General features: G+C 36.3%; 21 protein-coding genes. 12 read left to right on the forward strand and 9 right to left on the reverse strand.

Annotated elements, in window-relative coordinates; all coding sequences use genetic code 11:
* Positions 1-30 precede the first annotated feature (30 nt).
* The 8 genes from HHU12_RS00615 (at position 31) to atpG (ending at position 6,553) form a co-directional block, all read left to right on the forward strand.
* The gene (locus tag HHU12_RS00615) at positions 31-489 is read left to right on the forward strand and encodes a bactofilin family protein (RefSeq protein ID WP_240970784.1); all 459 of its coding nucleotides are present in this window, start codon (positions 31-33) and stop codon (positions 487-489) included.
* Complete coding sequence (locus HHU12_RS00620) at positions 476-787, forward strand: AtpZ/AtpI family protein (protein WP_169654203.1); 312 nt, start codon at positions 476-478, stop codon at positions 785-787. The genes HHU12_RS00615 and HHU12_RS00620 overlap by 14 nt, the downstream gene beginning before the upstream one ends.
* Before the next feature lie 491 nt (positions 788-1,278).
* On the forward strand, positions 1,279-2,340 hold the full coding sequence (gene atpB / locus HHU12_RS00625; RefSeq protein ID WP_169654204.1) for a F0F1 ATP synthase subunit A: 1,062 nt from the start codon (positions 1,279-1,281) through the stop codon (positions 2,338-2,340).
* 134 nt (positions 2,341-2,474) lie between these two features.
* Positions 2,475-2,726, forward strand: coding sequence for an ATP synthase F0 subunit C (gene atpE, locus HHU12_RS00630; RefSeq protein WP_169654205.1), 252 nt, complete (start codon positions 2,475-2,477; stop codon positions 2,724-2,726).
* Between the two features lie 119 nt (positions 2,727-2,845).
* Positions 2,846-3,337: a F0F1 ATP synthase subunit B gene (atpF, locus tag HHU12_RS00635; RefSeq protein ID WP_169654206.1), complete on the forward strand. Its 492-nt coding sequence runs from the start codon at positions 2,846-2,848 to the stop codon at positions 3,335-3,337.
* A gap of 53 nt (positions 3,338-3,390) precedes the next feature.
* Positions 3,391-3,927, forward strand: coding sequence for an ATP synthase F1 subunit delta (gene atpH, locus HHU12_RS00640; protein WP_169654207.1), 537 nt, complete (start codon positions 3,391-3,393; stop codon positions 3,925-3,927).
* A gap of 78 nt (positions 3,928-4,005) precedes the next feature.
* Positions 4,006-5,583 (forward strand): F0F1 ATP synthase subunit alpha, encoded by a 1,578-nt coding sequence (gene atpA / locus HHU12_RS00645; RefSeq protein WP_169654208.1) that lies wholly within the window; start codon positions 4,006-4,008, stop codon positions 5,581-5,583.
* A gap of 73 nt (positions 5,584-5,656) precedes the next feature.
* Positions 5,657-6,553, forward strand: a complete 897-nt coding sequence (gene atpG, locus HHU12_RS00650; RefSeq protein WP_062618525.1) for an ATP synthase F1 subunit gamma — start codon at positions 5,657-5,659, stop codon at positions 6,551-6,553.
* 296 nt (positions 6,554-6,849) lie between these two features.
* On the opposite strand, the gene HHU12_RS00655 is transcribed toward atpG, so the two are convergent.
* The 5 genes from HHU12_RS00655 to HHU12_RS00675 all read right to left on the reverse strand — a co-directional run bounded on the left by HHU12_RS00655 (position 6,850) and on the right by HHU12_RS00675 (position 12,526).
* Positions 6,850-8,157 carry a Na+/H+ antiporter NhaC family protein gene (locus tag HHU12_RS00655; RefSeq protein WP_169654209.1) on the reverse strand — a complete coding sequence of 436 codons (1,308 nt, stop codon included), beginning with the start codon at positions 8,155-8,157 and terminating at the stop codon, positions 6,850-6,852.
* Between the two features lie 202 nt (positions 8,158-8,359).
* Positions 8,360-9,349, reverse strand: a complete 990-nt coding sequence (locus tag HHU12_RS00660) for an aspartate-semialdehyde dehydrogenase (protein WP_169654210.1) — start codon at positions 9,347-9,349, stop codon at positions 8,360-8,362.
* 217 nt (positions 9,350-9,566) lie between these two features.
* Positions 9,567-10,172, reverse strand: coding sequence for an RNA polymerase sigma factor (locus HHU12_RS00665; protein ID WP_062618524.1), 606 nt, complete (start codon positions 10,170-10,172; stop codon positions 9,567-9,569).
* Positions 10,163-11,299, reverse strand: a complete 1,137-nt coding sequence (locus HHU12_RS00670; RefSeq protein WP_169654211.1) for a glycosyltransferase — start codon at positions 11,297-11,299, stop codon at positions 10,163-10,165. The genes HHU12_RS00665 and HHU12_RS00670 overlap by 10 nt, the downstream gene beginning before the upstream one ends.
* A 3-nt stretch (positions 11,300-11,302) precedes the next feature.
* The gene (locus tag HHU12_RS00675; protein ID WP_169654229.1) at positions 11,303-12,526 is read right to left on the reverse strand and encodes an asparagine synthetase B; all 1,224 of its coding nucleotides are present in this window, start codon (positions 12,524-12,526) and stop codon (positions 11,303-11,305) included.
* A gap of 266 nt (positions 12,527-12,792) precedes the next feature.
* Between HHU12_RS00675 and HHU12_RS00680 the strand changes: the two genes are divergently transcribed.
* Both HHU12_RS00680 and HHU12_RS00685 read left to right on the forward strand, forming a co-directional pair.
* Entirely contained in the window at positions 12,793-13,629 is an 837-nt protein-coding gene (locus HHU12_RS00680) for a hypothetical protein (protein WP_169654212.1), read from the forward strand.
* A complete protein-coding gene (locus HHU12_RS00685; protein WP_169654213.1) occupies positions 13,626-15,629 on the forward strand; it encodes a hypothetical protein in 2,004 nt (667 codons plus the stop codon). Before HHU12_RS00680 ends, HHU12_RS00685 begins: the two co-directional genes overlap by 4 nt.
* Positions 15,630-15,689: 60 nt before the next feature.
* Here the strand turns inward: HHU12_RS00685 and HHU12_RS00690 are convergent, their stop codons facing one another.
* From HHU12_RS00690 to HHU12_RS00705, 4 genes are all read right to left on the reverse strand, one after another.
* Positions 15,690-16,649 carry an acetyl-CoA carboxylase carboxyltransferase subunit alpha gene (locus tag HHU12_RS00690; RefSeq protein WP_169654214.1) on the reverse strand — a complete coding sequence of 320 codons (960 nt, stop codon included), beginning with the start codon at positions 16,647-16,649 and terminating at the stop codon, positions 15,690-15,692.
* 205 nt (positions 16,650-16,854) lie between these two features.
* Positions 16,855-18,549, reverse strand: a complete 1,695-nt coding sequence (locus tag HHU12_RS00695) for a Na/Pi cotransporter family protein (protein ID WP_169654215.1) — start codon at positions 18,547-18,549, stop codon at positions 16,855-16,857.
* 285 nt (positions 18,550-18,834) lie between these two features.
* Positions 18,835-19,737, reverse strand: coding sequence for a histone deacetylase family protein (locus tag HHU12_RS00700; RefSeq protein WP_169654216.1), 903 nt, complete (start codon positions 19,735-19,737; stop codon positions 18,835-18,837).
* Positions 19,737-20,099, reverse strand: coding sequence for a CoA-binding protein (locus HHU12_RS00705; protein ID WP_169654217.1), 363 nt, complete (start codon positions 20,097-20,099; stop codon positions 19,737-19,739). Before HHU12_RS00705 ends, HHU12_RS00700 begins: the two co-directional genes overlap by 1 nt.
* Before the next feature lie 373 nt (positions 20,100-20,472).
* On the opposite strand from HHU12_RS00705, the gene HHU12_RS00710 reads away from it, so the two are divergent.
* Both HHU12_RS00710 and HHU12_RS00715 read left to right on the forward strand, forming a co-directional pair.
* Positions 20,473-22,470, forward strand: coding sequence for a DUF3857 domain-containing protein (locus HHU12_RS00710; RefSeq protein WP_169654218.1), 1,998 nt, complete (start codon positions 20,473-20,475; stop codon positions 22,468-22,470).
* A 6-nt stretch (positions 22,471-22,476) separates the two neighbouring features.
* Entirely contained in the window at positions 22,477-24,399 is a 1,923-nt protein-coding gene (locus HHU12_RS00715; RefSeq protein WP_169654219.1) for a DUF3857 domain-containing protein, read from the forward strand.
* Positions 24,400-24,455 lie beyond the last annotated feature (56 nt).

A 24,455-nucleotide genomic window follows, 5' to 3' on the forward strand; every position in this document is an offset into this window, starting at 1 on the left:
ACTTTAACGATTATAAATTATTTAATTATTATGGGTTTGTTTAAAAACAATGAAGAAAGAGTTGCCCCAACTCAGCAGTCTTCGAACGCGGCAAATAATACTATTGGACATGGCACCACTCTAAAGGGTGATGTGGAAACACATGGTATTTTGAGAATGGATGGAAAAGTTATCGGTAACTTGCACTGTCATTCGAAATTGTTTTTGGGTAAAGACGGTCAGATTGAGGGTGATATTTTTTCTCAGAACGCAGAAATTGAGGGAGAGATCCATGGTAAAATTGAAGTGTCAGAGAATCTTGTGTTGAGAGCTTCTGCAGTGATACATGGCGATATTGTCACAAAGAGCTTGACTATTGATCCGGGTGCAGTTTTCAACGGACAATGTCATATGGGTGAGTCTGCTAAGCCGCTTTTGACTGAAAAGGCATCAAAAACATCCAAAGATTCAAAAACACCTAAAGAGGTGGCCGAAAATGGAACAACATAAGGAGGAACCTTCGAAAGAGATTTCAAAGCCAAAGAAGGCTGTAGAAAAGTATTCCACCTTTTTAAGATACTCTTCTCTGAGTACTGAGATGATCGTAATGATGCTGATCTGTGCTTACAGTGGAAGGTATTTAGATAATATTATTAAAGCCAATGGTCCTTATTGTACTATTGGTTTTCTTTTATTTGGAACTTTTGCCTCATTAGTGATTCTAATCAACGGGTTGAAGAAAATTTCTAATAAAAAAGGAGAAATATTGAAAAAAAAAGGTAAAGATGACAGTTTTTCTGAAAAATGATTACTTCCTTCTTTGTGTTTAAAAGGTATTACCTTATGTTTGCAATCGATTCAACTGATTGAGTTGAAAAATTAATATGCAACTAAGTTTACGAACAAGATTTTACTTTGCTTTGCTAATTACTTCATCAATTTTTTTGTTGATCATTATAATAGCAGATCAGAGTGATTTCAATGTTGGTCGCTTTATTTATCTTGAACTTGCATTCAACGTAATATTAGCGATAATGTCATATGAAGTTACATGTCTAGGAGCAGGATCAGGAAATGGAGAAATCTTCTACGGCTTTTATATGGCAACAGTATTGATAAGGATTTTACTAACATTAACTATCTTTGTCTTGTACTTTATTTTGATGGATGCAAGTAAGCAAGAGATATTAGTTTTCATATTAAGTTATTTCTTTTTTTATTTTGCATATACTATCCTTGAGGTAAGGCACCTCATGTCTAAGTTACAGGGAAAACGAGGTAGTGAGTGATTTTATAATAATGAAAAGTACTTATTCTTTTTACACACGCTTTGCAACACTAGCGTTGCTTTTTACAGCACTATTACAAACTTCTTCATCATATGCAAGTGATGGACACAGTGACTCTCACGGAGAGGCTCATGTAAAGGAGTACAATCCAGTTGAAACAATTCTTCATCACGTAAAGGATGAACACTATTGGACGATTTATTCTACTACAGATGATCACGGGCATGAGCACCACCATGGTATCAACCTTCCTGTAATCTTGTATGTTGAAGGACAAGGTTTTGAGTTTTTAGCCTCAAAAGATTTCCTTCACCACAACAAAGTAGAAGGAAAGTTCAGTACTTATGTGAATCATCACGAACATATTGCTTCTGTTGATGAGTCCGTAAAAGTTTACGACTTTTCATTAACAAAGAATGCAGCCTCAACAGGATTATCCGTAATTTTACTGTTGATCGTATTCAGTGCAATTTCAAAAGGCTACAAAAAGAACGAAGGCAAAGCACCTTCAGGCATCCAATCAGTATTTGAACCTCTTATCTTATACATGAGAGATGAGGTAATTCAACCAAACTTAGGACACAAAACGGATAAATTCCTTCCGTACCTATTAACGTTGTTCTTCTTTATCTTATTCAACAACTTATTAGGTTTAGTACCAGGCGGAGCCAACGCTTCAGGTAACATTTCATTTACGATGTTAATGGCTGTATTTACATTGATCATCACAAACATCAATGGTAATAAGCATTATTGGGGACACATTTTTGCCACTCCAGGCGTACCAGGCTGGTTGTTGCCAATTATGATTCCTGTAGAGATCATTGGTATCTTCACAAAACCAATCGCCTTAATGCTTCGTTTGTTTGCCAACATTACAGGTGGTCACATCATCTTATTGTCTTTCATGTCATTAGTATTTATCTTGAAAGCAGTTTGGGTAGGTGGTGTAGCTTCATTTATCATCGTTCCATTGTTCTTTATGGAAATCTTTGTAGCTTTCTTGCAAGCTTACATTTTCACGATGCTTTCAGCATTGTTTATCGGATCAGCGGTATCCGATCATCACTAGAATCTTGTCTTACATATTGATTTTTAGTTGTTTAACTAAATAAATATGGATAAGTGAATATAATGAATGATCTTCGCGCAAGCGAAAGCTTCATATACGTTTCTTTTTTTAAAACTATTTAAACAAAATTCAAAATGTCATTACTTTCGATTTTACTAGAAGTAAGTGGTAGCGTAGGTCAATTAGGTGCAGCAATCGGTGCAGGTCTTGCAGTTTTCGGTGCAGGTCTTGGTATCGGTAAAATTGGTGGTAACGCTGTTGAGGCGATGGCACGTCAGCCAGAGATCGCAGGTAACCTTCAAACTGCAATGATTATCGCAGCAGCCTTGATTGAAGGTGTTGCTCTTTTCGCAGTAGTAGTTTGTCTATTGATCGGATTAAAGTAATTTTAATCCCGCACAAAAGAAACATTTTGTTTGGATATCCATCGCTTAAGGGGTTTGCCCGGCGATGGGTATCTTTCAACAAAGAAACGTCAAAGCTCACACGCAAAATATAAACGAAAATGGATATCATAACTCCAGGTGTAGGCCTTCTCTTTTGGAATACTTTATTTTTCTTAATTGTATTCTTCATTATCGGAAAGAAAATTGTTCCTGCAATTTCTAAGTCTTTAAAGGATAGAGAAGAGTCTATTGATAGCGCTCTAAAAAGTGCAGAGCAAGCAAAAGCTGATATTGCACAACTTAAGGCAGATAACGAGAAGATGAAAGAAGCTGCTCGTGCTGAGAGAGAAGAAATTATCAATGAAGCAAAAGCGAAAGCAGATGCAATGGTTGCTGAAGCAGCTGAAGGTGCAAAAGCGGAGTCTAAAAGAATCATTGATGAAGCTAGAGCTTCAATTGAGGCTGAGAAGAGAGATGCTTTGTCTGAAATCAAAGGTGTTGTAGCAGAGCTTTCTTTAGACATTGCTGAAAAAGTTGTTCGTAAGCAACTTTCAGATGATGCGGCTCAACAAGAACTTGTAAAAGAGTTAGTTGCTGAAGCTAAGATCTAAGTTAAACAGGAAATCAAACAAGGTATTCACCTTGTAGTATATAAATCATAACCATGAGTGCAGAATCTAGAGTAGCATCTCGATATGCAAAAGCTTTTGTATCGGTTGCATTAGAAGGACAAGATCAAACAAAATTATACGATGACGCAAATTTTGTTTTGAATACTATTATTGATAGTAGAGAGTTAGCCTTAGCGCTAAACAGTCCAATCATTAAAGCCGAGAAAAAAGCAGCAATTCTGAAAGAAATTTTTTCAGCTAAAGTAAGCGATCTAACTAACAAGTTATTCAACTTGGTGGTAGACAAAAACAGAACAAGTGCCTTAAAAGAGATCATGGAATCTATTTTAAGTGAATTTGATGCTGTGAAAAATATTCAAAGAGCTACTGTAGTTACTTCATCTCCATTAGCAGCTGATACAAAAGCTGTATTGGTAGAGAAAGTAGCTAAATCTACTGGTAAAACAGTTGAGTTGGAAGAGAAAGTCGATCCAGCTCTCATTGGTGGTTACATCCTGACTGTGGGAGATAAGCAATTAGATTGCTCAGTAAAAACACAGTTACAACAATTAAAGGTTGCTTTTCAGTAAGCTTTAATCCGAAGTATCCTTATTTTTTGGATGCTTTTTTTTAGAAAAGAATAGTCAAATTCAAATCCAGATACAAAAATGGCTCAAGTTAGACCAGATGAAGTGTCTGCGATCCTGAAGGAACAGCTTACAGGGTTTAAAGCTTCTTCTGAGTTAGAAGAAGTGGGAACTGTTTTAGAAGTAGGTGATGGTGTAGCTCGTATTTATGGCTTGCTTAATGCTGAAGCTGGCGAGTTGATCGAGTTCGAGTCAGGTGTCGTAGGTATGGTATTGAACCTCGAAGAAGATAATGTAGGTGCCGTAATTATGGGTAAATACACAGATATCAAAGAGGGTGATACAGTAAAACGTACAAGACGTATTGCATCTATTAACGTAGGTGAAGGTATGTTTGGACGTGTTGTCGACGCATTAGGTAACCCTATCGATGGCAAGGGCGAGATCGAAGGTGAAACGTATGAAATGCCTATCGAGCGTAAAGCTCCAGGTGTATTGTACCGTCAACCAGTAGATGAGCCAATGCAAACGGGTATCAAGTCTATTGACTCGATGACTCCTATTGGACGTGGCCAACGTGAATTAATCATTGGTGACCGTCAAACAGGTAAAACAGCGGTTGCAATTGATTCAATCATCAACCAAAAAGAGTTCTACGATAAAGGAGAACCTGTATACTGTATTTATGTTGCTGTAGGTCAAAAGGCTTCTACAGTATCATCAATTGTACAAACGCTTGAGAAAGCTGGTGCAATGAAATATACAGTGGTTGTTGCAGCAAACGCTTCTGACCCTGCACCAATGCAATATTTCGCTCCTTTTACAGGTGCTGCAATTGGTGAATTTATTCGTGATACTGGGCGTCCTGCATTAGCAGTATATGATGACCTTTCAAAACAAGCGGTAGCTTACCGTGAGGTATCACTTCTTCTTCGTCGTCCTCCAGGACGTGAAGCTTATCCAGGTGACGTATTCTACCTTCACTCGCGTCTATTAGAGCGTGCTGCAAGAGTAAACGCATCGGATGATATCGCAAAGAATATGAACGACCTTCCTGAATCAATCAAGCACTTAGTGAAAGGTGGTGGATCTTTAACAGCTCTTCCATTGATTGAAACTCAGTCAGGTGACGTATCAGCATATATCCCTACAAACGTAATTTCGATTACTGACGGACAGGTATTCTTAGAGACTAACTTATTCAACGCAGGTGTACGTCCAGCGATGAACGTAGGTATCTCAGTATCTCGTGTAGGTGGTAACGCACAGATCAAGCCAATGAAGAAAATCTCTGGTAAATTGAAGACTGACTTAGCGCAGTTCCGTGAATTAGAGGCTTTCGCGAAGTTCGGTTCTGATCTTGATCCAGTAACTCAGTTAACAATTAGCCGTGGTCGTAAGAATACTGAAATCTTGAAACAAGCTCAGTATACTCCTTACAGAGTAGAAAACCAAGTGGCAATTATCTGGGCAGGTACTAATGGTATCCTTGATCCAGTAGCTGAAGAAAAAGTAAAAGCATTCGAAGTTGAGTACTTAGAAGTACTTAACTCTAAGCATGCTGATACTATGTCTCAAATCGCTTCAGGTAAGTGGGGAGATGACCAAATCAATCTTCTTAAGAAAGTTGGTGAGGAAATCGCTCAAAACCACAAATAATTATATTAGAAATTAGCAACAAGGTATTCTCAATACTCTTGTTGCTAATTCACTTTTATTACTCAAACAGAAAATGGCTAGTCTTAAAGAAGTAAAAGAGAGAATTACCTCTGTAAACTCCACGCAGCAAATCACTAAAGCCATGAAAATGGTTTCAGCAGCAAAGATGCGTAGAGCTCAAGACCGTGTAACAGGTATGCGCCCGTACGCTGATAAGCTTGCGTCTATACTTGAAAACGTTACTGCGGCACTTGGAAACGACTTTTCTAGTCCATTCGTTGAGGCACATGACGAAGTGAATAGCGTTCTTGTTATTGTAGTAACTTCAGACCGTGGTTTAGCAGGTGCTTTTAATGCCAATATCATCAAAGAAGGTTCTAGATTGTTAAATGAAGAGTTCGCAGCTCAACATAAAGCAGGTAGAGTTGAAATCTTAGGTGTTGGTTCAAAAGGTACTGACTTCTTCAAAAAGAGAGGAGTTCAAACAAACTCTGATTATGTTAACTTCTTCCACGAAGTGACTTTTGAAGAAGCTAGAAAAGCTGCTGAATATGCTATGGATGGCTATGTTTCAGGAAAGTTTGACAAGGTAGTAGTTGTTTATAATGAGTTCAAAAATGTTGCAACTCAGATCGTGAGAACGAAACAATTCTTACCTTTTGCCTTAGAAACGGCAGAATCTACTGATGAGAATGACGGTAACGAAGCGGATTACATCTTCGAACCTGAAAAAGAAAAGATTCTTTCAGAATTGATTCCAAAAACGTTGAAGGTGAACTTCTATACGCATTTGCTTGATTCGAATGCGGCAGAACACGGCGCTCGTATGACTGCAATGGATAAAGCAACAGAGAATGCAGGTGAGTTATTAAAAGAGTTGAAATTAGATTACAATAGATCGCGTCAAGCAGCTATTACTAATGAAATTCTTGAAATCGTTGGTGGTGCAAACGCATTAGCTGAAGGTTAATAGCAATTCCTCATTTGAATATATAAAGTCTCAATCTTGTGAAAGGTTGAGACTTTTTTTGTTCTATATGGTTTGTAAGTACTGTGACAAAAGTAATTGGCATTTTGAAGGTAAAAAAAGTGGTTTTTATGAACCATAATTCTACATTCTTAATTCTTCATTAAAAAAGTTCCATAGCTTTTGTTCTAGTACTTAGCGTAGAAGACTACATTGCTACGGAAAAAAAACAGCCTTATTGAGTTACATTCAAGTAGATCTCAATAAGGCTGTTTTATTATTTATAACTTAAAACCTTTCTATGCTGCCACAGTTGGTTTTGGTTCTCTCTTCATGATAAAAATATAACCCAAAGCACAAATACCTAAGATAAATGGATAATAGAGGTATTGAATCACACTTAATGGAGATAATGCTTCAGCAGCACCTACGGCTACTAAAATTTGAGCTCCATAAGGAATAATGCCTTGTGTGAAGCAGGAGAAAGTATCAAGAATACTTGCTGCTCTCTTTGGTTCAATATTGTACTTTGTACTGATTTCTTTAGCAATTGGACCTCCAATAATAATAGCTATAGTATTATTGGCAGTACACATATCGATAAATGTAATCAATAATGCTATACCTAGCTCGCCACCCTTAGTACTGTTGATTCTTGATGTGATAGTGTAGATTATATATTCAATTCCTCCGTTTTTATGAGTAATGGCTACTACACCTCCGATCATCAAGCAGAGGATGATGATTTCAGACATTCCCATAAAACCTGCTGAGGTTGCTGAAATTAACCCCCAAATATCAAATGATCCAACCGATATACCGATTATACCTGAAAGCACTGTACCTAGTAGAAGAACAATTAAAACATTAATTCCTGATAAGGCACCAATTAATACTACTAAATATGGAATAACTTTAATAAGAGAATATTCATAGCTGTCTTCTAAGCTAAGTGAGAATCCACTTGTAGTAATAAGATAAATGATAATGGTGAGTATAGCAGCTGGAAGTGCAATTTTAATATTTGCTTTGAATTTGTCTCTCATTTCTACTCCCTGTGTTCTTGCTGCCGCAATAGTTGTATCAGAGATCATGGAAAGGTTATCACCAAACATCGCACCGCCAATTACAGCTCCAAGACCAATTCCTATTGGCATCCCCGTTTTTTCAGCAATACCTACAGCAATTGGAGCAATAGCCACAATAGTACCTACAGATGTTCCAACTGAAATGGAAATAAAGCAGGAAATGATAAATAATCCTGTAATTAATAAGTTGCTTGGAAGGTAAGTGAGTGCAAGGTTTACAGTGGAGTCAATGGCTCCCATACTTTTACTTACATTACCGAATGCACCTGCTAACAGAAATATAATACACATCAACATGATGTCGCTGTGGCCCATTCCTTGAGTATAAGTGCTGATTTTTTCTTTTAAAGTAGCTTTAGAATTCATAGATAATGCTACTACTGATGCCAGTAAGAAGGATACAGTAGCGGGCATTTTATAGAAGTCTCCAGTTATAATTGATACCGCTAAATAGCTGACCAGGAATGTTAGTAAAGGTATTAAAGCATAAGGATTCCCTTTCTTTATATTGTTTTCCAAAATGAATAAAGTTTGGTTGCCGATAATATCTAGTTTATTGATAAGTAGATTATTACCTCTACTTAACAAACTGCTAAACTACGAAAGATTTCAGATTAGATGAGATAGAGGCCGTTAATTTATACTAATCTGTTATAAATAAAAAAAACTGAGGCAAAATGAATTACCTCAGTTTTGGATATAAATATAATCTGATTTAAAACTATACTAATCCTGCTTCTACTAAATATTCAGCAATTTGAACAGTGTTTGTCGCAGCACCTTTACGAAGGTTGTCAGCAACGATCCACATGTTTACTGTTTTCTCTTGCGTTTCGTCACGACGGATACGACCTACAAATGTCTCATCTCTGTTATGAGAAGTCAATGGCATAGGATATACGTTGTTCGCAGGATCGTCTTGGATGATGATACCAGGAGCTTCTGCTAAGATCTGACGTAATTCAGCTTCATCAAATTCGTTTTCGAACTCAATGTTTACTGACTCAGAGTGACCACCTACAGTAGGGATACGAACTGTAGTAGCAGTAACTTTTACAGAATCATCTTCTAAGATTTTCTTTGTTTCGTTGATCATCTTCATTTCCTCTTTAGTATATCCGTTGTCTTGGAATACATCAATGTGAGGAAGAACGTTCAAGTCGATTTGGTGAGGGTAAACCATGTTAGCCTCCTTTCCAGCTCTTTCGTCGAATAATTGATCAACAGCTGCTTTACCAGAACCAGTTACTGACTGGTACGTAGATACAACAACTCTTTTGATTTTATATTTTTCATGCAAAGGACCAATTGCCACAATCATTTGGATTGTAGAACAGTTAGGGTTTGCGATGATCTTATCTTCTTTTGTTAAAGATTTAGCGTTTACCTCAGGGACAATCAACTTTTTCGATGGATCCATTCTCCATGCTGATGAGTTGTCAATTACAGTACTTCCTGCTTCAGCAAATTTTGGAGCGTACTCTAATGAAGATGCACCTCCCGCTGAGAAGATAGCAATATCAGGCTGTTGAGCAATCGCTTCCTCTGCAGTGACAACTGTATATTCTTTACCTTGGTAAGTAACTACTTTACCAGCTGATCTAGCTGATGCAACGAGTAATAATTCATCGAATTTGAAACCTCTTTCTTCGATGACGTTTAGAATTTGCTCGCCAACCAATCCAGTGGCGCCTACAACTGCTAATTTCATAATATTTTGATAGTTGGTTTGTTTGAAAATAACCGCTAAGGCCGTTGAAAATTAATGTTTTGGCCTTCTAGATAGATTACGGTGTAAATGTAGAAAAACAATTTTTAAATTGTTATTTATAAAACTGTTTTATACAATAATAACACATAGTGTTATAAAAAAAACAGCATCAGTATTTTCAAGAGTACTGATGCTGCATTTACAAGAAGTTCTTTTCTTAAAGAATATTTTTACTATTCTTCGCCAAGTCATAAAGTAATTCTCTTGCCCTGTGCAGCTGTGCCTTGATAGTACCTAGAGGTGCTTCAAGTTCTTCAGCAATTTCATCGTAAGATTTCTCTTCAAAATATCTCAATTTTACGAGTCTTTGGTATTTTGGAGGAAGTAGACTTACAAACTCTCTTACAATCTGAATTTTCTGAGCTTTAATAGCCTCTTCCTGAGGGGTAAGGCCAGAATCTTGAATATTCATGCTCATAGTGTCACCGTCTTTATTGGTCACTTCAGCATCGATAGAGTAAGTTTCTAATTTCTTTTTACGAATAAAATCAATTGCATTATTGGACGCGATTCTAAATAACCACGTACTGAATGTGTAGTCTTTTTTGAACTTGGAGAGATTCTTAAATGCTTTAGCGAAAGCTTCAATGGTCAGATCTTCTGCATCATCTACATTTCTAACCATTTTTAATATCGTATGATATACCGATTTACGGTAACGGCCCATCAGCTGTGCGTAAGCCTGCTCATTACCTTCAATCGCTTCGTCTATTAATTCAAAATCTTCAAGCGCCTTTTGGGAAAACTGTCTGTCTAAATCCATGTTTTTCGCTTTGAGATCACAGAGGATACTCCTATTAATATTTGATATGCAATTAGCATTAGGTCCAAAATTGGTATATGCCACCACTTGATTTTCTCACCTACCATTGCTGTAAACCTTTTGAAACATACTATCATCAATAGTGTACGGATCAAGAGTAGTACTGAGAGTTGCAATAAATTTGCCATATCTAGCGGTATCATTAGTAAATATATAAAATATACTGATATGTGCGAAGCACTAAGTGTACCTAAAAGTAATTTATTTGAAAATTTATAATGATAACTAGCACTGACATGTCTTGTTTTTTGTCTAAACCATGCTTTCCAGTCTTTTTCCGGTAAGCTATAGGTTAGTGCATTATTATGAATGATTGTTACAGTGTTGCTGGAATTTGACATTTGATTCACAAGCAAATCATCGTCACCGCTCAATACATTTTTGTGCTTTTGATAGCCATTAGCATTATCAAAAATATTTTTTGTATATCCAAAATTTCTTCCCACAGCCATATAATTTATTCCGATATTACTATATGAACTGTATTGAATTGCGGTATGAAAGGTTTCAAACTGTGTTATATTGGAAACCCAGCTTTTGTCTATTTTTTTGTATAAACCGATGCCAATAAGTATTTCGTATTGGTTGAAGTAAGGGGCCATTGTCGCAATCCATTGATTGCTTTCTACCCAGCAGTCTGCATCAATAAAAAGATAGTTAGGATATTGTGCCTTTTTTAGCCCTAGGGAAAGAGCATACTTTTTAGGACTCCAGCTTTTATCCGTAACAGTAATATCCACTTTTTTGATCATATCATATTTGCTGACGAATTGATCAATAATCAGTGAAGTTTCATCAGTAGACCGGTCATTGATTACTATGATTTCAAAACTATCTGGGTAATCTTGTCGGATTAAAGAATTGAGAAGTTTTGTGAGATTCTTTTCTTCATTTTTTGCTGCAATAATAATACTTACCGGTACTGTTTTAGCAGACGGAAGCGTTCTTTTTTTCCATAGGTTTAAAGGAGCAATGATACCCCAAGTGATCCATTGTGGAAGAAGAAGAAGAAAGTAAATAATGCTGATCAAAAAGCTTTGTTCCCCAAAAGAAGAAATGTCGGGCATGGCTTAAGTCTTTTGCTTTTTCTTCTTTGCAGCAGGGAAAAGGATATTGTTGAGAATTAGACGGTAGCCTGGAGAGTTAGGATGAAGGTTCAAGTCTGTTGGTTCTTCACCTACTAGATGTTGATAATCTTCTGGGTCATGACCTCCATAAAATGTCCATGTACCTTTTCCGAAAGTGCCATGAATATATCGAACTTCATTAGCCTCACTTGTTTCTCCTAATACAATCACATCAGATTTCACTAAATGCTTTTTAAAAGCCGTAGTTTGTCCCATAAAGCCTTTGATGTTCTGTTCGTGGTTTTGCGTTAGCATTGTAGGGATTGGGTCCCATTTTGCTGAGAAAGCAAATAATTTAAAGAAGTCATTGCTCTCCGTTAATCCTCTTTCGTAGTATTGATTATCAATATTTGAATATTCATACTTATAAGGATCCATGTATAGCTTGAAATCCTTGAAGGCAAAAGTTTTAGAGTAATCTAATTTTGATTGTGCATTTGGGTCTGCAGGATCTCCATCATACATAAAATCACAAATGTCAACGCCTTCAGCAGAAAGTGCTATATCATAGGTATCAGTTGCAGAACACATTGCGAAAAGGAATCCACCGCCAGCACAGAAATCTCTGATTTTTTTAGCAACACCTAGTTTCAATTGAGAAACCTTACCAAAACCGTGTTTGTGGGCAGAAGCTTCAAATTTCTTCTGATTGTCAATGTACCATTTTTGTCTGCCGTATGCTCTGAAGAATTTACCATATTGCCCCGTAAAATCTTCGTGATGAAGGTGCAACCAATCGTATTTTGGAAGAAGATCAGCGATCACTTCATCATCAAAAATCACATCGTAAGGTATTTCTGCATAGGTTAAAACGAGGGTTACAGCGTCATCCCATGGCATTTTTGATGGTGGAGAATAAACGGCGATTTTTGGCGGAACGTCCAAACGCATAATATCCATGTTGGATTCAGGGTGTTCGATTTCCCTTTTAATTCCGACTACTTGAGCATCAGAAATGACTTCATAACTCACCCCTCTGACAATCATCTCATTCTCAAAATCCTGTGCGTATTTGAATAAGAAGCTTCCTCCTCTAAAGTTCAATAACCATTCTGCTTCCACATCTTTTTGAAGCACCCAATACGTGACACCGTAAGCTTTTAAATGATTGGTTTGTGAATGATCCATCGGTACTAGAATGTAATTGGCAAAGGCGGGGGTGTACATAAGCCATAGCAATCCCAGTAGTAATATATTTTTAAGCTGTTTTCTTTCTTTCATTGAATCTCTCTCTCTTCCTCTAACTTCGATTGATAATAAGTTAATATCATCATTGAACATTGAAAATACAATTCTTTCCTCAATTCTTCACAATATTCGACTGATTATTATGAAAGTAGATAGAGATCTATTAAATTTTAGTTGATTCGGAAAAGCTGACGATTCTTTTTTGTATCATAAATTAAGGCTAACTATATATCTAAATTAAATTAATGATTCATCTATTAAGAATACTCCTATTCTATTGTATATCAGTAGGGGTATTGCAAGCTCAAACTATTTATTCCACCACTTCTTTGCATAAAATTGGAGCTTCCTCTTTGGGCAGAACAGACGCCAACTTATTTGTTGCTGATGTGTGGTCATCGGTCAATGCTATTGCTAACATCTCAAAAGCAAAACATATGTCGGCAGGAGTAAGTCATCGTATGGCACATCAATCTTTTGCGTTATCTACTTTCAATTTCTCTTCTATTATTCCTACAAGGAAAATACATTTAGCTACTTCATTTCAGAAGTTTGGAGATGCGGATTTTAATGAACAGTCTGTGACTTTAGGTATTGGAAAAAAAGTTGGCATTATTCGGTTAGGAGGGAGTTTGAATTTTAATCAGATAGGAGGAGGTACTATTCGAAGATTGCATGCGGTTACATTTAATTTTGGTGTCAATACTCAATTAAATGAAAAGCTAGAATTGTCTTTTCACGGACAGAATATTCTTAATGAAGGCTATGCTGTAGACGAATTAGAATTAACGATCCCCTCTATTTTCCGTTTTGGAATAGCTTATACTATAGATCAGTCCATTCATCTAAGTACATTAATTGAAAAAGAAAGTGACCAGTCTTTTGTTTCAAGAAGTGCTATCACTTATCAATTGATGGATCACTTCAGGATTTACAGCGGTATTACTTTTCCTTCTGTTAGAATCGGTTTAGGCTCTCAATTACGTTATAAAAGGTGGCTGATGGACTATGCCTTTCAAGTACATCAAGTTTTGGGTTGGACACATGCCTTTTCACTTTGCTATACCATAAAGAAGTCATGAGAAAGATTCTATTTTTTATCGTATTGGCTTTGCAGGTTATGGTTGTGCAGGCACAATCTAATGAGGAAGAGATGCTTTGGCTCCAAAGTATTTTTTCAAAAGATAAGTTAGAAATTCTTTCTCCGAAGGAGGTGGATTATTGGTTGTCATTTCATAGAAATCCTAAAAACCTGAATAGGATGAAAGCTTGGGGCCTGCAGACTTTGTTTGGGTTGACTTATGATGAAGTCTCATCTTTTGAAAAGTATAAAAAAACATATGGGGCATTTGTCAGTACCAATGAATTGAAAAGGATAGAAGGTTGGGATGATACTTTAGTTCAACTGGTAAAAGCGTGCACTTATGTATCGACTATTAATGAAGAAGGTTTGAGCAGGAAAGAACAGTTGAAGGAGCCTGATTTACATTATGCTTTAAGTAATTTTGGATTGACAACACCTGTTTCAAAAGGATTTTTGGAAGAGCATTATTTAGGCGCGCCTGCTTACTTTCAGCAGAAAATACTGTGGTCTAAACGGAACAGCTACAGTTTTGGTTTGACTATACAACAGGATAGAGGTGAGGTTTGGGACTGGAATCCTTCGAGACATCATCTCGGTTTTGATTTTACCTCTGCTCATCTCAGTATTCAAAATGATGGTGTGGTACAGCAATTATTGATAGGAGACTATCAGATGATTGGTGGACAAGGATTAGTGTTTGGCGGTGGCTATTTTTTAGGAAAAGGAGGTGATCCTATTTTGAATATCACTCGTGCGGTATCAGAAGGACGGCCTTATACTTCTGTAACTGAAAGTGGATTTTTTAGAGGAGGTTTGGTGACGTTGCAACCGTTGAATAAAGTGAAATTGACTTTGATGGGAAGTTTAAAAAAGATAGATGCCTATGCTTCTGATACGACTAGAATTGTGAGTAATGGTTTACATAGAACCTCACGTGAAATAGATAAAAGAAGTCAGATTTCATTAAGGAGTTTAGGAGGAAGAGTTGAAAGTAATTTTGATGCCTTGAATATTGGGTTGAACTTTCTGACCAACGAGTATTCCAATTATATTGATTCAGGAGTCAGAAAAGATTCACTTTCTGTTTTTAAAGGAACGCAATCTGCAAACCTAAGTGTGGACTTTAATTATTATTGGAGAAATTTGTCTTTCTTTTCAGAGATTGCCCATTCAAATTTTGGTGGCACTGCGTATATTTTTTCCTCTTACATCAGTTTGAAGAAAGGATTTGATCTTGTTTTTTCTTTTCGGGATTATGCTCACAACTATATATCACTATTTGGGAATTCCCTTTCAGAAAGTACAAATACGACCAATGAGGATGGTTTTTATTTTGGTTTTAAATGGAAGAAAGGAAAGAAATTTCTATTGGAAGGCTATCTTGATTTATATTCTTTTCCATTTCCTACCTATAGAAATACTGTTGGTGTAGAGGGTTTTGAATTTAGAAGCAGAAGCAAACTGAAGTTGAATGAAAATAGTACATTATTTCTCAATCTATCAATGTTTGAAAGGGGGAAGTACATCACTTTAGAAGATTATCATAAACCAGTGCTCATCCATGAAACCAGTCAAAAGGCTACATTAGGTGCCATTATTCAAGACAGAAAAATTACTTTAAAGCCAACTGTACAGGTACATTATTACAAGGGAAAAGAAGATAGTTTTGGATATTTGCTAGCACAAGATTTAAGTACTTCACTTTTTGATGATTTAAAGCTAGACACACGCATTGCTTATTTTTCTACAGATGATTATAATTCAAGGCTGTATAGTTATGAGAAGAATTTACAGTATGTATTTTCATTTCCTCCTTATTATGGAAAAGGTTGGAAGAATTATGTACTTCTAAAATATAGAATTTCCAGAAGGTTTCGTTTGATAGGACGGTGGTCTTATACTTTCTACCACGATAGAACTGTAATAGGCAGTGGGTGGGATGAAATAGAAGGTAACTCAAAGCATGATATTGCCTTTCAGCTAAAAGTAAGTTTATAAAAAAGCGACTTTAGGATGGACCTAAAATCGCTTTGATCTATAAAAATAATCAGTGATTGATTATTCTTCGAAAACACCCATTTGTGAGAATTTCTCAATTCTGTTATTCTTAAGTGTTATTGTGTCTAGGTTTTCTAATTCAGCAGTTTCAGAAAGGATAGTTTCTTTCATGATTTTGAACATTTCTTGAGGGTTAGTATGAGCACCTCCAAGTGGTTCAGGGATGATCTTGTCGATCAAACCGAAAGATTCCATATCTTTTGCTGTAAGTTTTAATGCTTCAGCCGCTTGTTCTTTGTAATCCCAGCTTCTCCAAAGAATTGAAGAACAAGATTCTGGAGAAATTACAGAGTACCAAGTGTTTTCAAGCATCATTACTGAATCACCGATAGCAATACCTAAAGCACCACCAGAAGCACCTTCACCAATTACAATACAGATTACAGGAACTGTTAATTTGAACATTTCCTTCAAGTTTTTTGCAATTGCTTCCGCTTGACCTCTTTCTTCTGCTTCAAGACCAGGGAATGCACCTGGAGTATCAATAAACGTCACAACAGGCTTTTTGAATTTCTCTGCAAGTTTCATCAAGCGAAGCGCTTTTCTGTAACCTTCAGGATTAGCCATACCAAAGTTTCTCATTTGGCGTTGTTTCGTATTTCTACCTTTCTGCTGACCGATCAACATAAATGTTTTTCCGTCGATAGTACCGAAACCACCTACCATTGCTTTATCATCTCCAAAGGCTCTATCACCGTGAAGTTCTACAAAGTCGTCAGTAATTTGGTAGATATAGTCTAGTGTATAAGGTCTGTCAGCATGACGAGAAAGTTGTACTCTTTGCCAACGAGTTAGGTTTTCAAAAGTACTTTTTTTAAGCTGGACAATTTTGTCTTCAAGCTCTTCTATAGCTGTACTTACATCTACATTATTTTTAGATGCAAGATCTCTCATGTCTTCAAGTTTCGCCTCAAGCTCAGCGATAGGCTTTTCGAAATCTAGCAGTGTATTCTGATCCATTGCTGCGAAAAATATGATGTTTAATATTCTTTAAAAATCACTCAAGGAATGATTTATTAAAAGATTGAATTCTAAAATAATACTATTCAGAAAGCAAACATACGCAATAAAATGTTTATAGGAACAAGAAAACCGTTAAATGATATAAAAAAAGCCTCTTCCTTTTATGGAAGAGGCTTATTTATAGGAAGTTATAATTGTAATCTTATTCTTCTTCTCCAGCAAATGCTTCAGAAATATTGAGGATGTGATCCCCGATTCTTTCCATAGAAGACAGAAGGTCATTATAAGCTAGAATTTCACCTGTAGAAACTTCTTCCTCGTTGATTTCAGAACGGTTAAGGTGTTTCTTACGTAATTCTTTTCTCTTTTGGTTCACTACTTTTTCTGCCTTTTGAGCCGCTACTAAATCCACTTTATCCGCTTCAATATTAGCAATCATCACTTCAAAAGCTTGATCCACGATGTTTAAGAAATCGTTGAGGTCAGTTTGCTGAGCAGCAGTTAACCAAATCTTTTCTTCATATCTTTTCTCGACAGTAAAGGTCATTCCTTTGTAGATATCACCAATTCTTTCAATCTCATGAGAAGCACGCATTAGGTTTTTCACTTCGTCAATTTGAGAAGAAGAAAGCAATTGATCTCTAGAGATTTTAGATAGGAAATCAGAAACTTCCTGTTCCATTCTATCAGAATTCTCTTCTACTTTTCTAAGTTTAGAGATATAACCTTTTCTCTCTTTTTTATTTTCTTTACCAGAACTGAATAAGTTTCTAGCTGTTGTGGTCTGTTTTGCAATAATCTGAGCGAAACGTTTGATTTCGTTTCTTGCTTGCTCTACACCCGCCTCATTGGCAATCGGTCTGCCGTCAGAAATAAACTCAAGGCTGTAATCATCTTGATCTTCTGATTCTGGTACCATTTTCACTACAACATTTCTAATTGCATTTACAAAGAAGATCATTATTGAAGTGTTGATGATGTTGAACGATGTATGGAAGATTGATAATGCAATCGGAACAGCATCAGCATCAGTAGTAGGGTCACCAAAACTAGAGTGATTAATCATAAAGTATACTACACCTTTTAAGAATATCGGGTAAACCAATAGCATCCATACTACACCTGTCACATTGAAAATAAGGTGAGCACGTGCTGATCTTTTGGCATTTGTATTACCAACAACTGCTGCAAGGTTTGCTGTAATTGTAGTACCGATATTTTCACCAAGAACCATTGCTGCTGCAATCTCAAATGGAATTACACCTTTACTACATAATACGAGTGTCAAGGCCATAGCGGCACTTGAAGATTGTACTACAATAGTGATCAATGTACCTATTACTACGAAGGCAGCAGGTGCGAAAATACCAAGGTTTTGGAATGTTTCAATGAAGGATAACTGCTCATGCGTAAACTCTGGTACAGATTCTTTAAGCATCTGTAAACCAATAAATAAGATGGCAAATCCTGTTAGGGTGTTACCCCAGTCTTTCGTTCTCTTAGAACCAGAGAACATCATTGGAAAGGCGATGGCGATAATTGGTAATGCCAGTTTTGACATTTTTACCTTAAAGCCTAAAATGGAGATGATCCATGCGGTAACTGTAGTACCAACGTTGGCCCCCATAATTACACCAATAGACTGTGTTAAGGAGAGTAATCCTGCATTTACGAAACTTACTACCATTACGGTAGTAGCCGAAGAGGATTGAATGATAGTAGTGATTAAGAATCCCGTAAAAACACCTGCAAATTTATTGGAGGTCATTGCCGAAAGAATGTTTCTCATCTTATCTCCAGCAACGTTCTGTATACCTTCACTCATCACTTTCATTCCGTAGATGAACAGCCCGAGTGCTCCTACAAGTTTTAGAAACTCAAAAATTCCAAATTCCATATCTAATGTAAATACAACAAAATCAAAACCCCAACAAAATAGTAGGGATTAGAGATCGCAAAGTAACTCAATTCCTAAGTATTCTTTAATTAAATATATCTAAATTAATAATTTGTTAATCTAAGATAGATAATATTAAATGTTGAGTCTTCTTATTTTAGAAGATTAATATAAATTTTGAAAGCAAGATTGTCCTTTTGCGCTAAATCAAATAGTGTATCTCTTTTTCTGTGCAATAATCCTATTTTCTATTTAATATTCATAATATTCCTCCTAAATGTTAGTCTAGAAATAAATATTATTTGCAACTCGGAAGGTATTTGCGTGCGCTTCGATGATTGTGCTCAACTTTTTGGAGTAACCGCCCCCCATACTTGTTACAACAGGAATGCCTTCTTCATGACATTTATGATAAACCATCTCGTCTCTGCTTTTACAACCTTGTATAGTAAGACCGAGTTTTCCCAGTTTATCAGAATACAGAATATCAACGCCTGAAAGAAAGAAAACAAATTGAGGTTTTAGTTCATCAAACAGTTTTTCAAGCTGTTCCTTTAATATAGAAAGGTAAGTGGCATCGTTCATTTCATCTTCTAAAGGGATATCCAAATCAGAAATTTCTTTTTTCATAGGATAATTATTGGCCCCGTGCATACTGAAGGTGAAAACTTCCGGGATGTTTTGGAATATTTCGGCAGTACCGTTGCCCTGATGTACATCAAGATCAAGAATTAAAATGTTATTGTAGCCTTTTTTGTTTATAAGGTAGTTAGCGGCAATAGCAAAATCATTGAGAATACAGAATCCCTCTCCATGTTCGGAGTAAGCGTGGTGTGTTCCACCGGCGATATTCATTGCCACACCATATTCTAAAGCAAATTCAACACAATCAATGGTACCTTGTGTGATAATAAGCTCTCTTAAAATAAGATCTTCAGACATGGGAAGGCCAATCTTACGTGCTTCATGATACGTAAGAGTTTGGTTTTTCAATTTTTCCCAATATTCTAAAGTGTGCGTGGTGAGTATGTCCTCTTCCTTTACAGGATGTGGTGCAAAAAGATTTTCCTCTGTGATTGTTCCTTCAAATAAGAGCTGTTCTTTGAGCAAAGGGTATTTATCCATCGGAAAACGGTGTCCTTCTTCCACAGGATACTCATAGCGAGGATGATAAGCTACTTTTAACATTAGTAAGTTTGTGAGGATAGCATAACGAGCGTACAAGCTTCTTCGGTGAAAATGCCCGCTGCTGCTGCTTTTTTATAAAACAATGGATTTTCTGTACCTGGATTGAAAATGATTCTTTTGGGTTTTAATGAAATAATATAATCAATCCATTCTTCTTGTCGCTGTGGACCAACATACATCGTTACGGTGTCTACATCTTCTATTGGAGGCTTGTCATTAATGATTTCAATGCCATTTCCTACTTTACCCTTTTTTATTCCTAGTGGAACAATAGGATGACCTTTTTGCGTTAGACGTTCGGCAGCAAAAAAAGCATATCTTGATGGATTAGGAGTAGCACCTATTATAACCGTTTTTTTCATATCGTATTGCAAAACATATTTGAGTTGTATTTACAAAAGTAAGTACAAAGTCAAAAATAAATCATAGTTGATTCTAATTTATTTTTTGTTAGTACAGTGCTAAAAAACGTATGAATAGTGGTTCTATTAAAAGTTTTTTGAAAGAAGTAATCACAAAACAATAAATAGTATTAGATGATTTTGAATTTGTACTTATAAATTTCTTTTATAGAAAATCTTAGAATATAACAATTTGTAGACGTAACTGTTTGATTATTTATAGGTTTTGATGATCTTTAAGATTGATTATTAAGTGAACTACATATTCTCTTTTCTACAGAATATTATTGGTGTCCGTTAAAACTATTGTAAAACTAAATTAAGATCATAATCTATGCTAACAAGATTAATGGCGGTGTGTCTGCTCTTGATGATTGGAACTATTGTTTCTGCTCAAATTCCACCTAAAAAAATGAAAATGGGAAAAGTGGAGCCCGAATTAGTTGCTTTAACTACCTATGAACAAGATACCTCTGCAGTTGCTTTTGTAGTTGGTGATTTTGGCCGTTTATCCTTTACAGGTGGTAGGGATTTTTTTAGAACAAGCTTTTCTCGTCACGTAAGAATTAAAATACTTAAAAAAGAAGGATTGGATTATGCTGATGTTCTTTTACGTTATGTTGATCAAGGGTCCTCGAGTGAAAGTATCTCTTCTATTAAAGGCTATGTGTATAATATGGTGAATGGAGAGGTTGTGAAAGAGAAGCTGGATAATGACAATGTTTTCAGGGAGGATGTTACCGAAACCAGGAAGTCTGTAAAGATTTCATTGCCAAATGTGAAAGTGGGGTCAGTAATTGAATATTCTTATACAAAGCTGTCTGACTTTATTTATGCACCGGATGACTGGGTGGCACAAAGAACTATTCCAACCCTGGTTAGTGATTTCAGGTTTGAGATTCCTGAGTACTTAACTTATGATGTGAAGAATTCGAGATATTTTACTATCAATGAGTTAAAGCAGACTGTATCTAGTCAGGTATTTCGTTTTACAGACATGGAAGAGACCGTTAATCAGCGAATAACAGTCCGTCAATGGAGACATGAGAATATTCCCGCTTTTAAAGAAGAACCTTTTATGACTTCTCCTCATGAGTATATGGCTCGCTTGGAGATGGAATTGTCTACCACACAAAATGGTATGAAGCAATATTCTACCAACTGGAAGTCGGTATTGACCAATTTGCAAAAAAGCCCTTACTGTGGAGGACAGCTTAAGAAAACAGCTTTTATGAAAGAGGAATTGGAAGCGATCAAAAGTAAAACTGATGTTCCGTTGGAAAGAGCCATGCTGGTGTATAATTTGATTCAGAACCGAATGACATGGGATGAGAATTATGGTCGTTATGTGAGAGAGGGTGGAACAAGAAAAGCTTATCAGAAGAGAAAAGGAAATGTGGTTGAAATTAACTTGATGTTAGTAGCCGCCTTGAAAGAAGTGGGAGTGACTGCAGTTCCTTTGATGGGGAATGTTAGAGCAGGTGGAAAAGTGGTACAGTCAAATCCAGCATTAACGCAGTTGCAATATGTTATTGCCTATGTGATGGACGGTGAAAATACTTATTTTCTAGATGCTACTTCAAAAACACATCCTTTTAATGTATTACCAGCAAGAGCACTGAATTATCAAGGGGTTATCATGTCTGATAATGATAGAGTGAATGGCACTTTTATTTCTATCGCACCGACTGTTAAAAAAGAAATCGTAGAATCTTTACAAGTCACAGTTGAACCTGATTTAAGTTTAACAGGGCAATATAAAGGGATACACAGAGGGTATGAAGCTATTATAAAGAGAAATCAATATAAGTCTAGTGATGATGAAGACGAATACCTTACAAAAATAGAAGATTCCCGTTCAGGAATGCTGATTGATAATTTTGAGATTACAGGGATCGATAATATTAATGAAGATGTGGTGGAGAAATACAGTTTTGAGTACGATAAAGGACTTCGAAAAGTAGGTGATGCCTATGTTATTTATCCATTAAAGTTATTATCAAAGGTGAAAAACCCTTTCAAACAGGAAACTAGAAGGTACCCGGTGGAATATGCTTATCAAAGAGAGACAAAATTGATGGTGCAATTGACTATTCCGGAAGGATTCAGTATCAAAGAAATACCTAAGCCAACGGCGATTAGTTTGATTGATAGACAAAGTGGAAGTCTTCGTTATTTGGTTTCCCCAAGTCAAAGACTGCTTACAGTATTGGTAACATTTAAACTCAACCGATTAGTATACACTCCTGATGAGTATCCGTATTTGAAGCAGTTTATTGAAGATGCCATATCGTTTCAGGATTCACCTATTGTGTTAGTACAAAATCAATAAGAAAATATGAAGAGTTTTATAGTTACACTGCTTTTCTGTTTTTCTCTTTCACAAGCCTTCGCACAAGGGGATATTGATGAAAAGCTTTTAAAAAGTGCAGATATAGTGCTTTTGGAATCGGAAATGGATTTGGTGGTTGAGAGCGAAGAAGATGTTAAATTATATTTTCATGAAAAGTTTCTAGTCCTTAATAGCGATGGCGTTGAAAAGGCGGCTTTGGCTGTACATTATGATAAAAGCACAAAGGTGACACAACTAGAAGGTACACTGCTGGAACAGGGGTATAAAAAGCCCAAAAAGTTCAAGGATTCTGATATCATTGATGTCGCAACAAGTCCTTATGCTGGTTATGTAACTGATGATAGAGTGAAAGCCATAGAGCCTGTTATCACAAGTTATCCTGCAGTGGTGGAGTATCATTATACATTGGCGTTTGATGGTATTTTTGCCTATCCAAAATGGTATCCTGTGAATCATTATAGGGAAGCAGTGTTATCTTCAAAGTTTTCTGTTAGTGTGCCTGAAGGGACAAAATTGAGAATCAAGGAAAAGAATATACCATCTTACGCAAAAACCGTAAATGAGGGAAAAGATGTATATCAATGGAGTCTTGAAAATTATGCGGCTAAGAAGAAAGAAAATAGAAGCGTTCCTTTTAAAGAAATTTTTCCGAATGTGTCCGTACAACCCTATCATTTTACATACGAGAAGACGCAAGGAAGTCTAGATACATGGTCAGATTTTGGTGATTATATTGTCGGTTTGAATAAAGGGACGAGAGACCTTTCACCTGATGTGATAGCTGAAGTAAAGGAACTGACCAAAGATGCTCCCAATGATATAGAAAAAGCAAAGTTGATTTATGAATACATGCAAGGCAAGACCAGGTATGTGAGTATTCAACTGGGAATTGGTGGTTATAAACCATTTCCAGCGAGTTCTATCCATAAACAAGGGTATGGTGATTGTAAAGGTTTGTCAAACTATACCTACAATCTGATGAAGGCAGTGGGAATTGATGCCCGCTATGTGATCATCAAGGCAGGAAGAGGATATAGTACATTGGATGAGGATATGGTAGGTACACAGTTTAATCATGCCATTTTATGTCTTCCTGATATTGTAGAACAAGATACCGTTTGGTTGGAATGTACTTCTCAAACCAGTCCTTTTGGCTTTATAGGAAGTTTCACAGGAAATAGAAAAGCATTGGTGATAGAGGAAGGCAAAAGTAAGCTAGTCAACACCAAACAGTATACAGCAGAAGACAATCTTCAATCGAGGTCAACAGTGGTCAAGCTGAAACAGGATAAGAGCATTTGGGTACAATCTCATATGGAGGCTAAAGGTTATCAATATGGTAATTATTCCCGTTTGGTCAGAGAATCTGAAGAGGATTTGAAGAAAGAATTCTTGAAGAGATACGCATTGAGCTCTTCTGAAGTAAAGTCCATTGAAGTTGATGATGATATGCATTATCCTGATCCTACATTTACAATGGATTATACTGTAAATGTGCGTAATTACAGCAAGCTAGTGAATGGAGGGATGTCTTTTGTACTTTTCCCTTATAAAGGAGATTATAAACAGCCTAAAAGGTATAGATCAAGAAAGACCGATTTTGTGATCGATTACCCTTACACAGATATAGACACTGTAGATGTTTACCTGCTGGAAGGAATGAAGTTGAAAAATATTCCTGAAGTTCAAACATTGGAAACAGAATTTGGATCGTATTCTAATTCAGTGGAGAAGAAGAATGAAAACACTATCCGTTTGATCAGAAAGTTCTCTATTAAAGGAGGCGTTTATGCTAAAGAAAAGTACAGCGCATATTACAACTTTATGAAAGAGGTAAGAACTTTTGATTCAAGAACTTTTTGGTTGGAATATACGCCTGACTATAAGGATGAAGAAGATCTGGAATAAGTTAGGACCGAGGTATTTTAAGTAAGAATGAAGAGTTAAGAAAAATGGTTCCTAAA

Source organism: Flammeovirga aprica JL-4 (assembly GCF_012844305.1).
Taxonomy (GTDB): domain Bacteria; phylum Bacteroidota; class Bacteroidia; order Cytophagales; family Flammeovirgaceae; genus Flammeovirga; species Flammeovirga aprica.

What these genes read in the sequence shown, in the direction of transcription:
- HHU12_RS00665 (WP_062618524.1), bottom strand. Translation starts at nt 10,172, where the DNA reads ATGGATTTAGACAGACAGTTTTCCCAAAAGGCGCTTGAAGATTTTGAA.
- HHU12_RS00680 (WP_169654212.1), top strand. Translation starts at nt 12,793, where the DNA reads ATGATTCATCTATTAAGAATACTCCTATTCTATTGTATATCAGTAGGG.
- HHU12_RS00615 (WP_240970784.1), top strand. Translation starts at nt 31, where the DNA reads ATGGGTTTGTTTAAAAACAATGAAGAAAGAGTTGCCCCAACTCAGCAG.
- HHU12_RS00695 (WP_169654215.1), bottom strand. Translation starts at nt 18,549, where the DNA reads ATGGAATTTGGAATTTTTGAGTTTCTAAAACTTGTAGGAGCACTCGGG.
- atpF (WP_169654206.1), top strand. Translation starts at nt 2,846, where the DNA reads ATGGATATCATAACTCCAGGTGTAGGCCTTCTCTTTTGGAATACTTTA.
- HHU12_RS00705 (WP_169654217.1), bottom strand. Translation starts at nt 20,099, where the DNA reads ATGAAAAAAACGGTTATAATAGGTGCTACTCCTAATCCATCAAGATAT.
- atpE (WP_169654205.1), top strand. Translation starts at nt 2,475, where the DNA reads ATGTCATTACTTTCGATTTTACTAGAAGTAAGTGGTAGCGTAGGTCAA.
- atpH (WP_169654207.1), top strand. Translation starts at nt 3,391, where the DNA reads ATGAGTGCAGAATCTAGAGTAGCATCTCGATATGCAAAAGCTTTTGTA.
- HHU12_RS00660 (WP_169654210.1), bottom strand. Translation starts at nt 9,349, where the DNA reads ATGAAATTAGCAGTTGTAGGCGCCACTGGATTGGTTGGCGAGCAAATT.
- HHU12_RS00690 (WP_169654214.1), bottom strand. Translation starts at nt 16,649, where the DNA reads ATGGATCAGAATACACTGCTAGATTTCGAAAAGCCTATCGCTGAGCTT.
- HHU12_RS00620 (WP_169654203.1), top strand. Translation starts at nt 476, where the DNA reads ATGGAACAACATAAGGAGGAACCTTCGAAAGAGATTTCAAAGCCAAAG.
- HHU12_RS00685 (WP_169654213.1), top strand. Translation starts at nt 13,626, where the DNA reads ATGAGAAAGATTCTATTTTTTATCGTATTGGCTTTGCAGGTTATGGTT.
- atpB (WP_169654204.1), top strand. Translation starts at nt 1,279, where the DNA reads ATGAAAAGTACTTATTCTTTTTACACACGCTTTGCAACACTAGCGTTG.
- HHU12_RS00675 (WP_169654229.1), bottom strand. Translation starts at nt 12,526, where the DNA reads ATGTACACCCCCGCCTTTGCCAATTACATTCTAGTACCGATGGATCAT.
- HHU12_RS00710 (WP_169654218.1), top strand. Translation starts at nt 20,473, where the DNA reads ATGCTAACAAGATTAATGGCGGTGTGTCTGCTCTTGATGATTGGAACT.
- atpA (WP_169654208.1), top strand. Translation starts at nt 4,006, where the DNA reads ATGGCTCAAGTTAGACCAGATGAAGTGTCTGCGATCCTGAAGGAACAG.
- atpG (WP_062618525.1), top strand. Translation starts at nt 5,657, where the DNA reads ATGGCTAGTCTTAAAGAAGTAAAAGAGAGAATTACCTCTGTAAACTCC.
- HHU12_RS00670 (WP_169654211.1), bottom strand. Translation starts at nt 11,299, where the DNA reads ATGCCCGACATTTCTTCTTTTGGGGAACAAAGCTTTTTGATCAGCATT.
- HHU12_RS00700 (WP_169654216.1), bottom strand. Translation starts at nt 19,737, where the DNA reads ATGTTAAAAGTAGCTTATCATCCTCGCTATGAGTATCCTGTGGAAGAA.
- HHU12_RS00715 (WP_169654219.1), top strand. Translation starts at nt 22,477, where the DNA reads ATGAAGAGTTTTATAGTTACACTGCTTTTCTGTTTTTCTCTTTCACAA.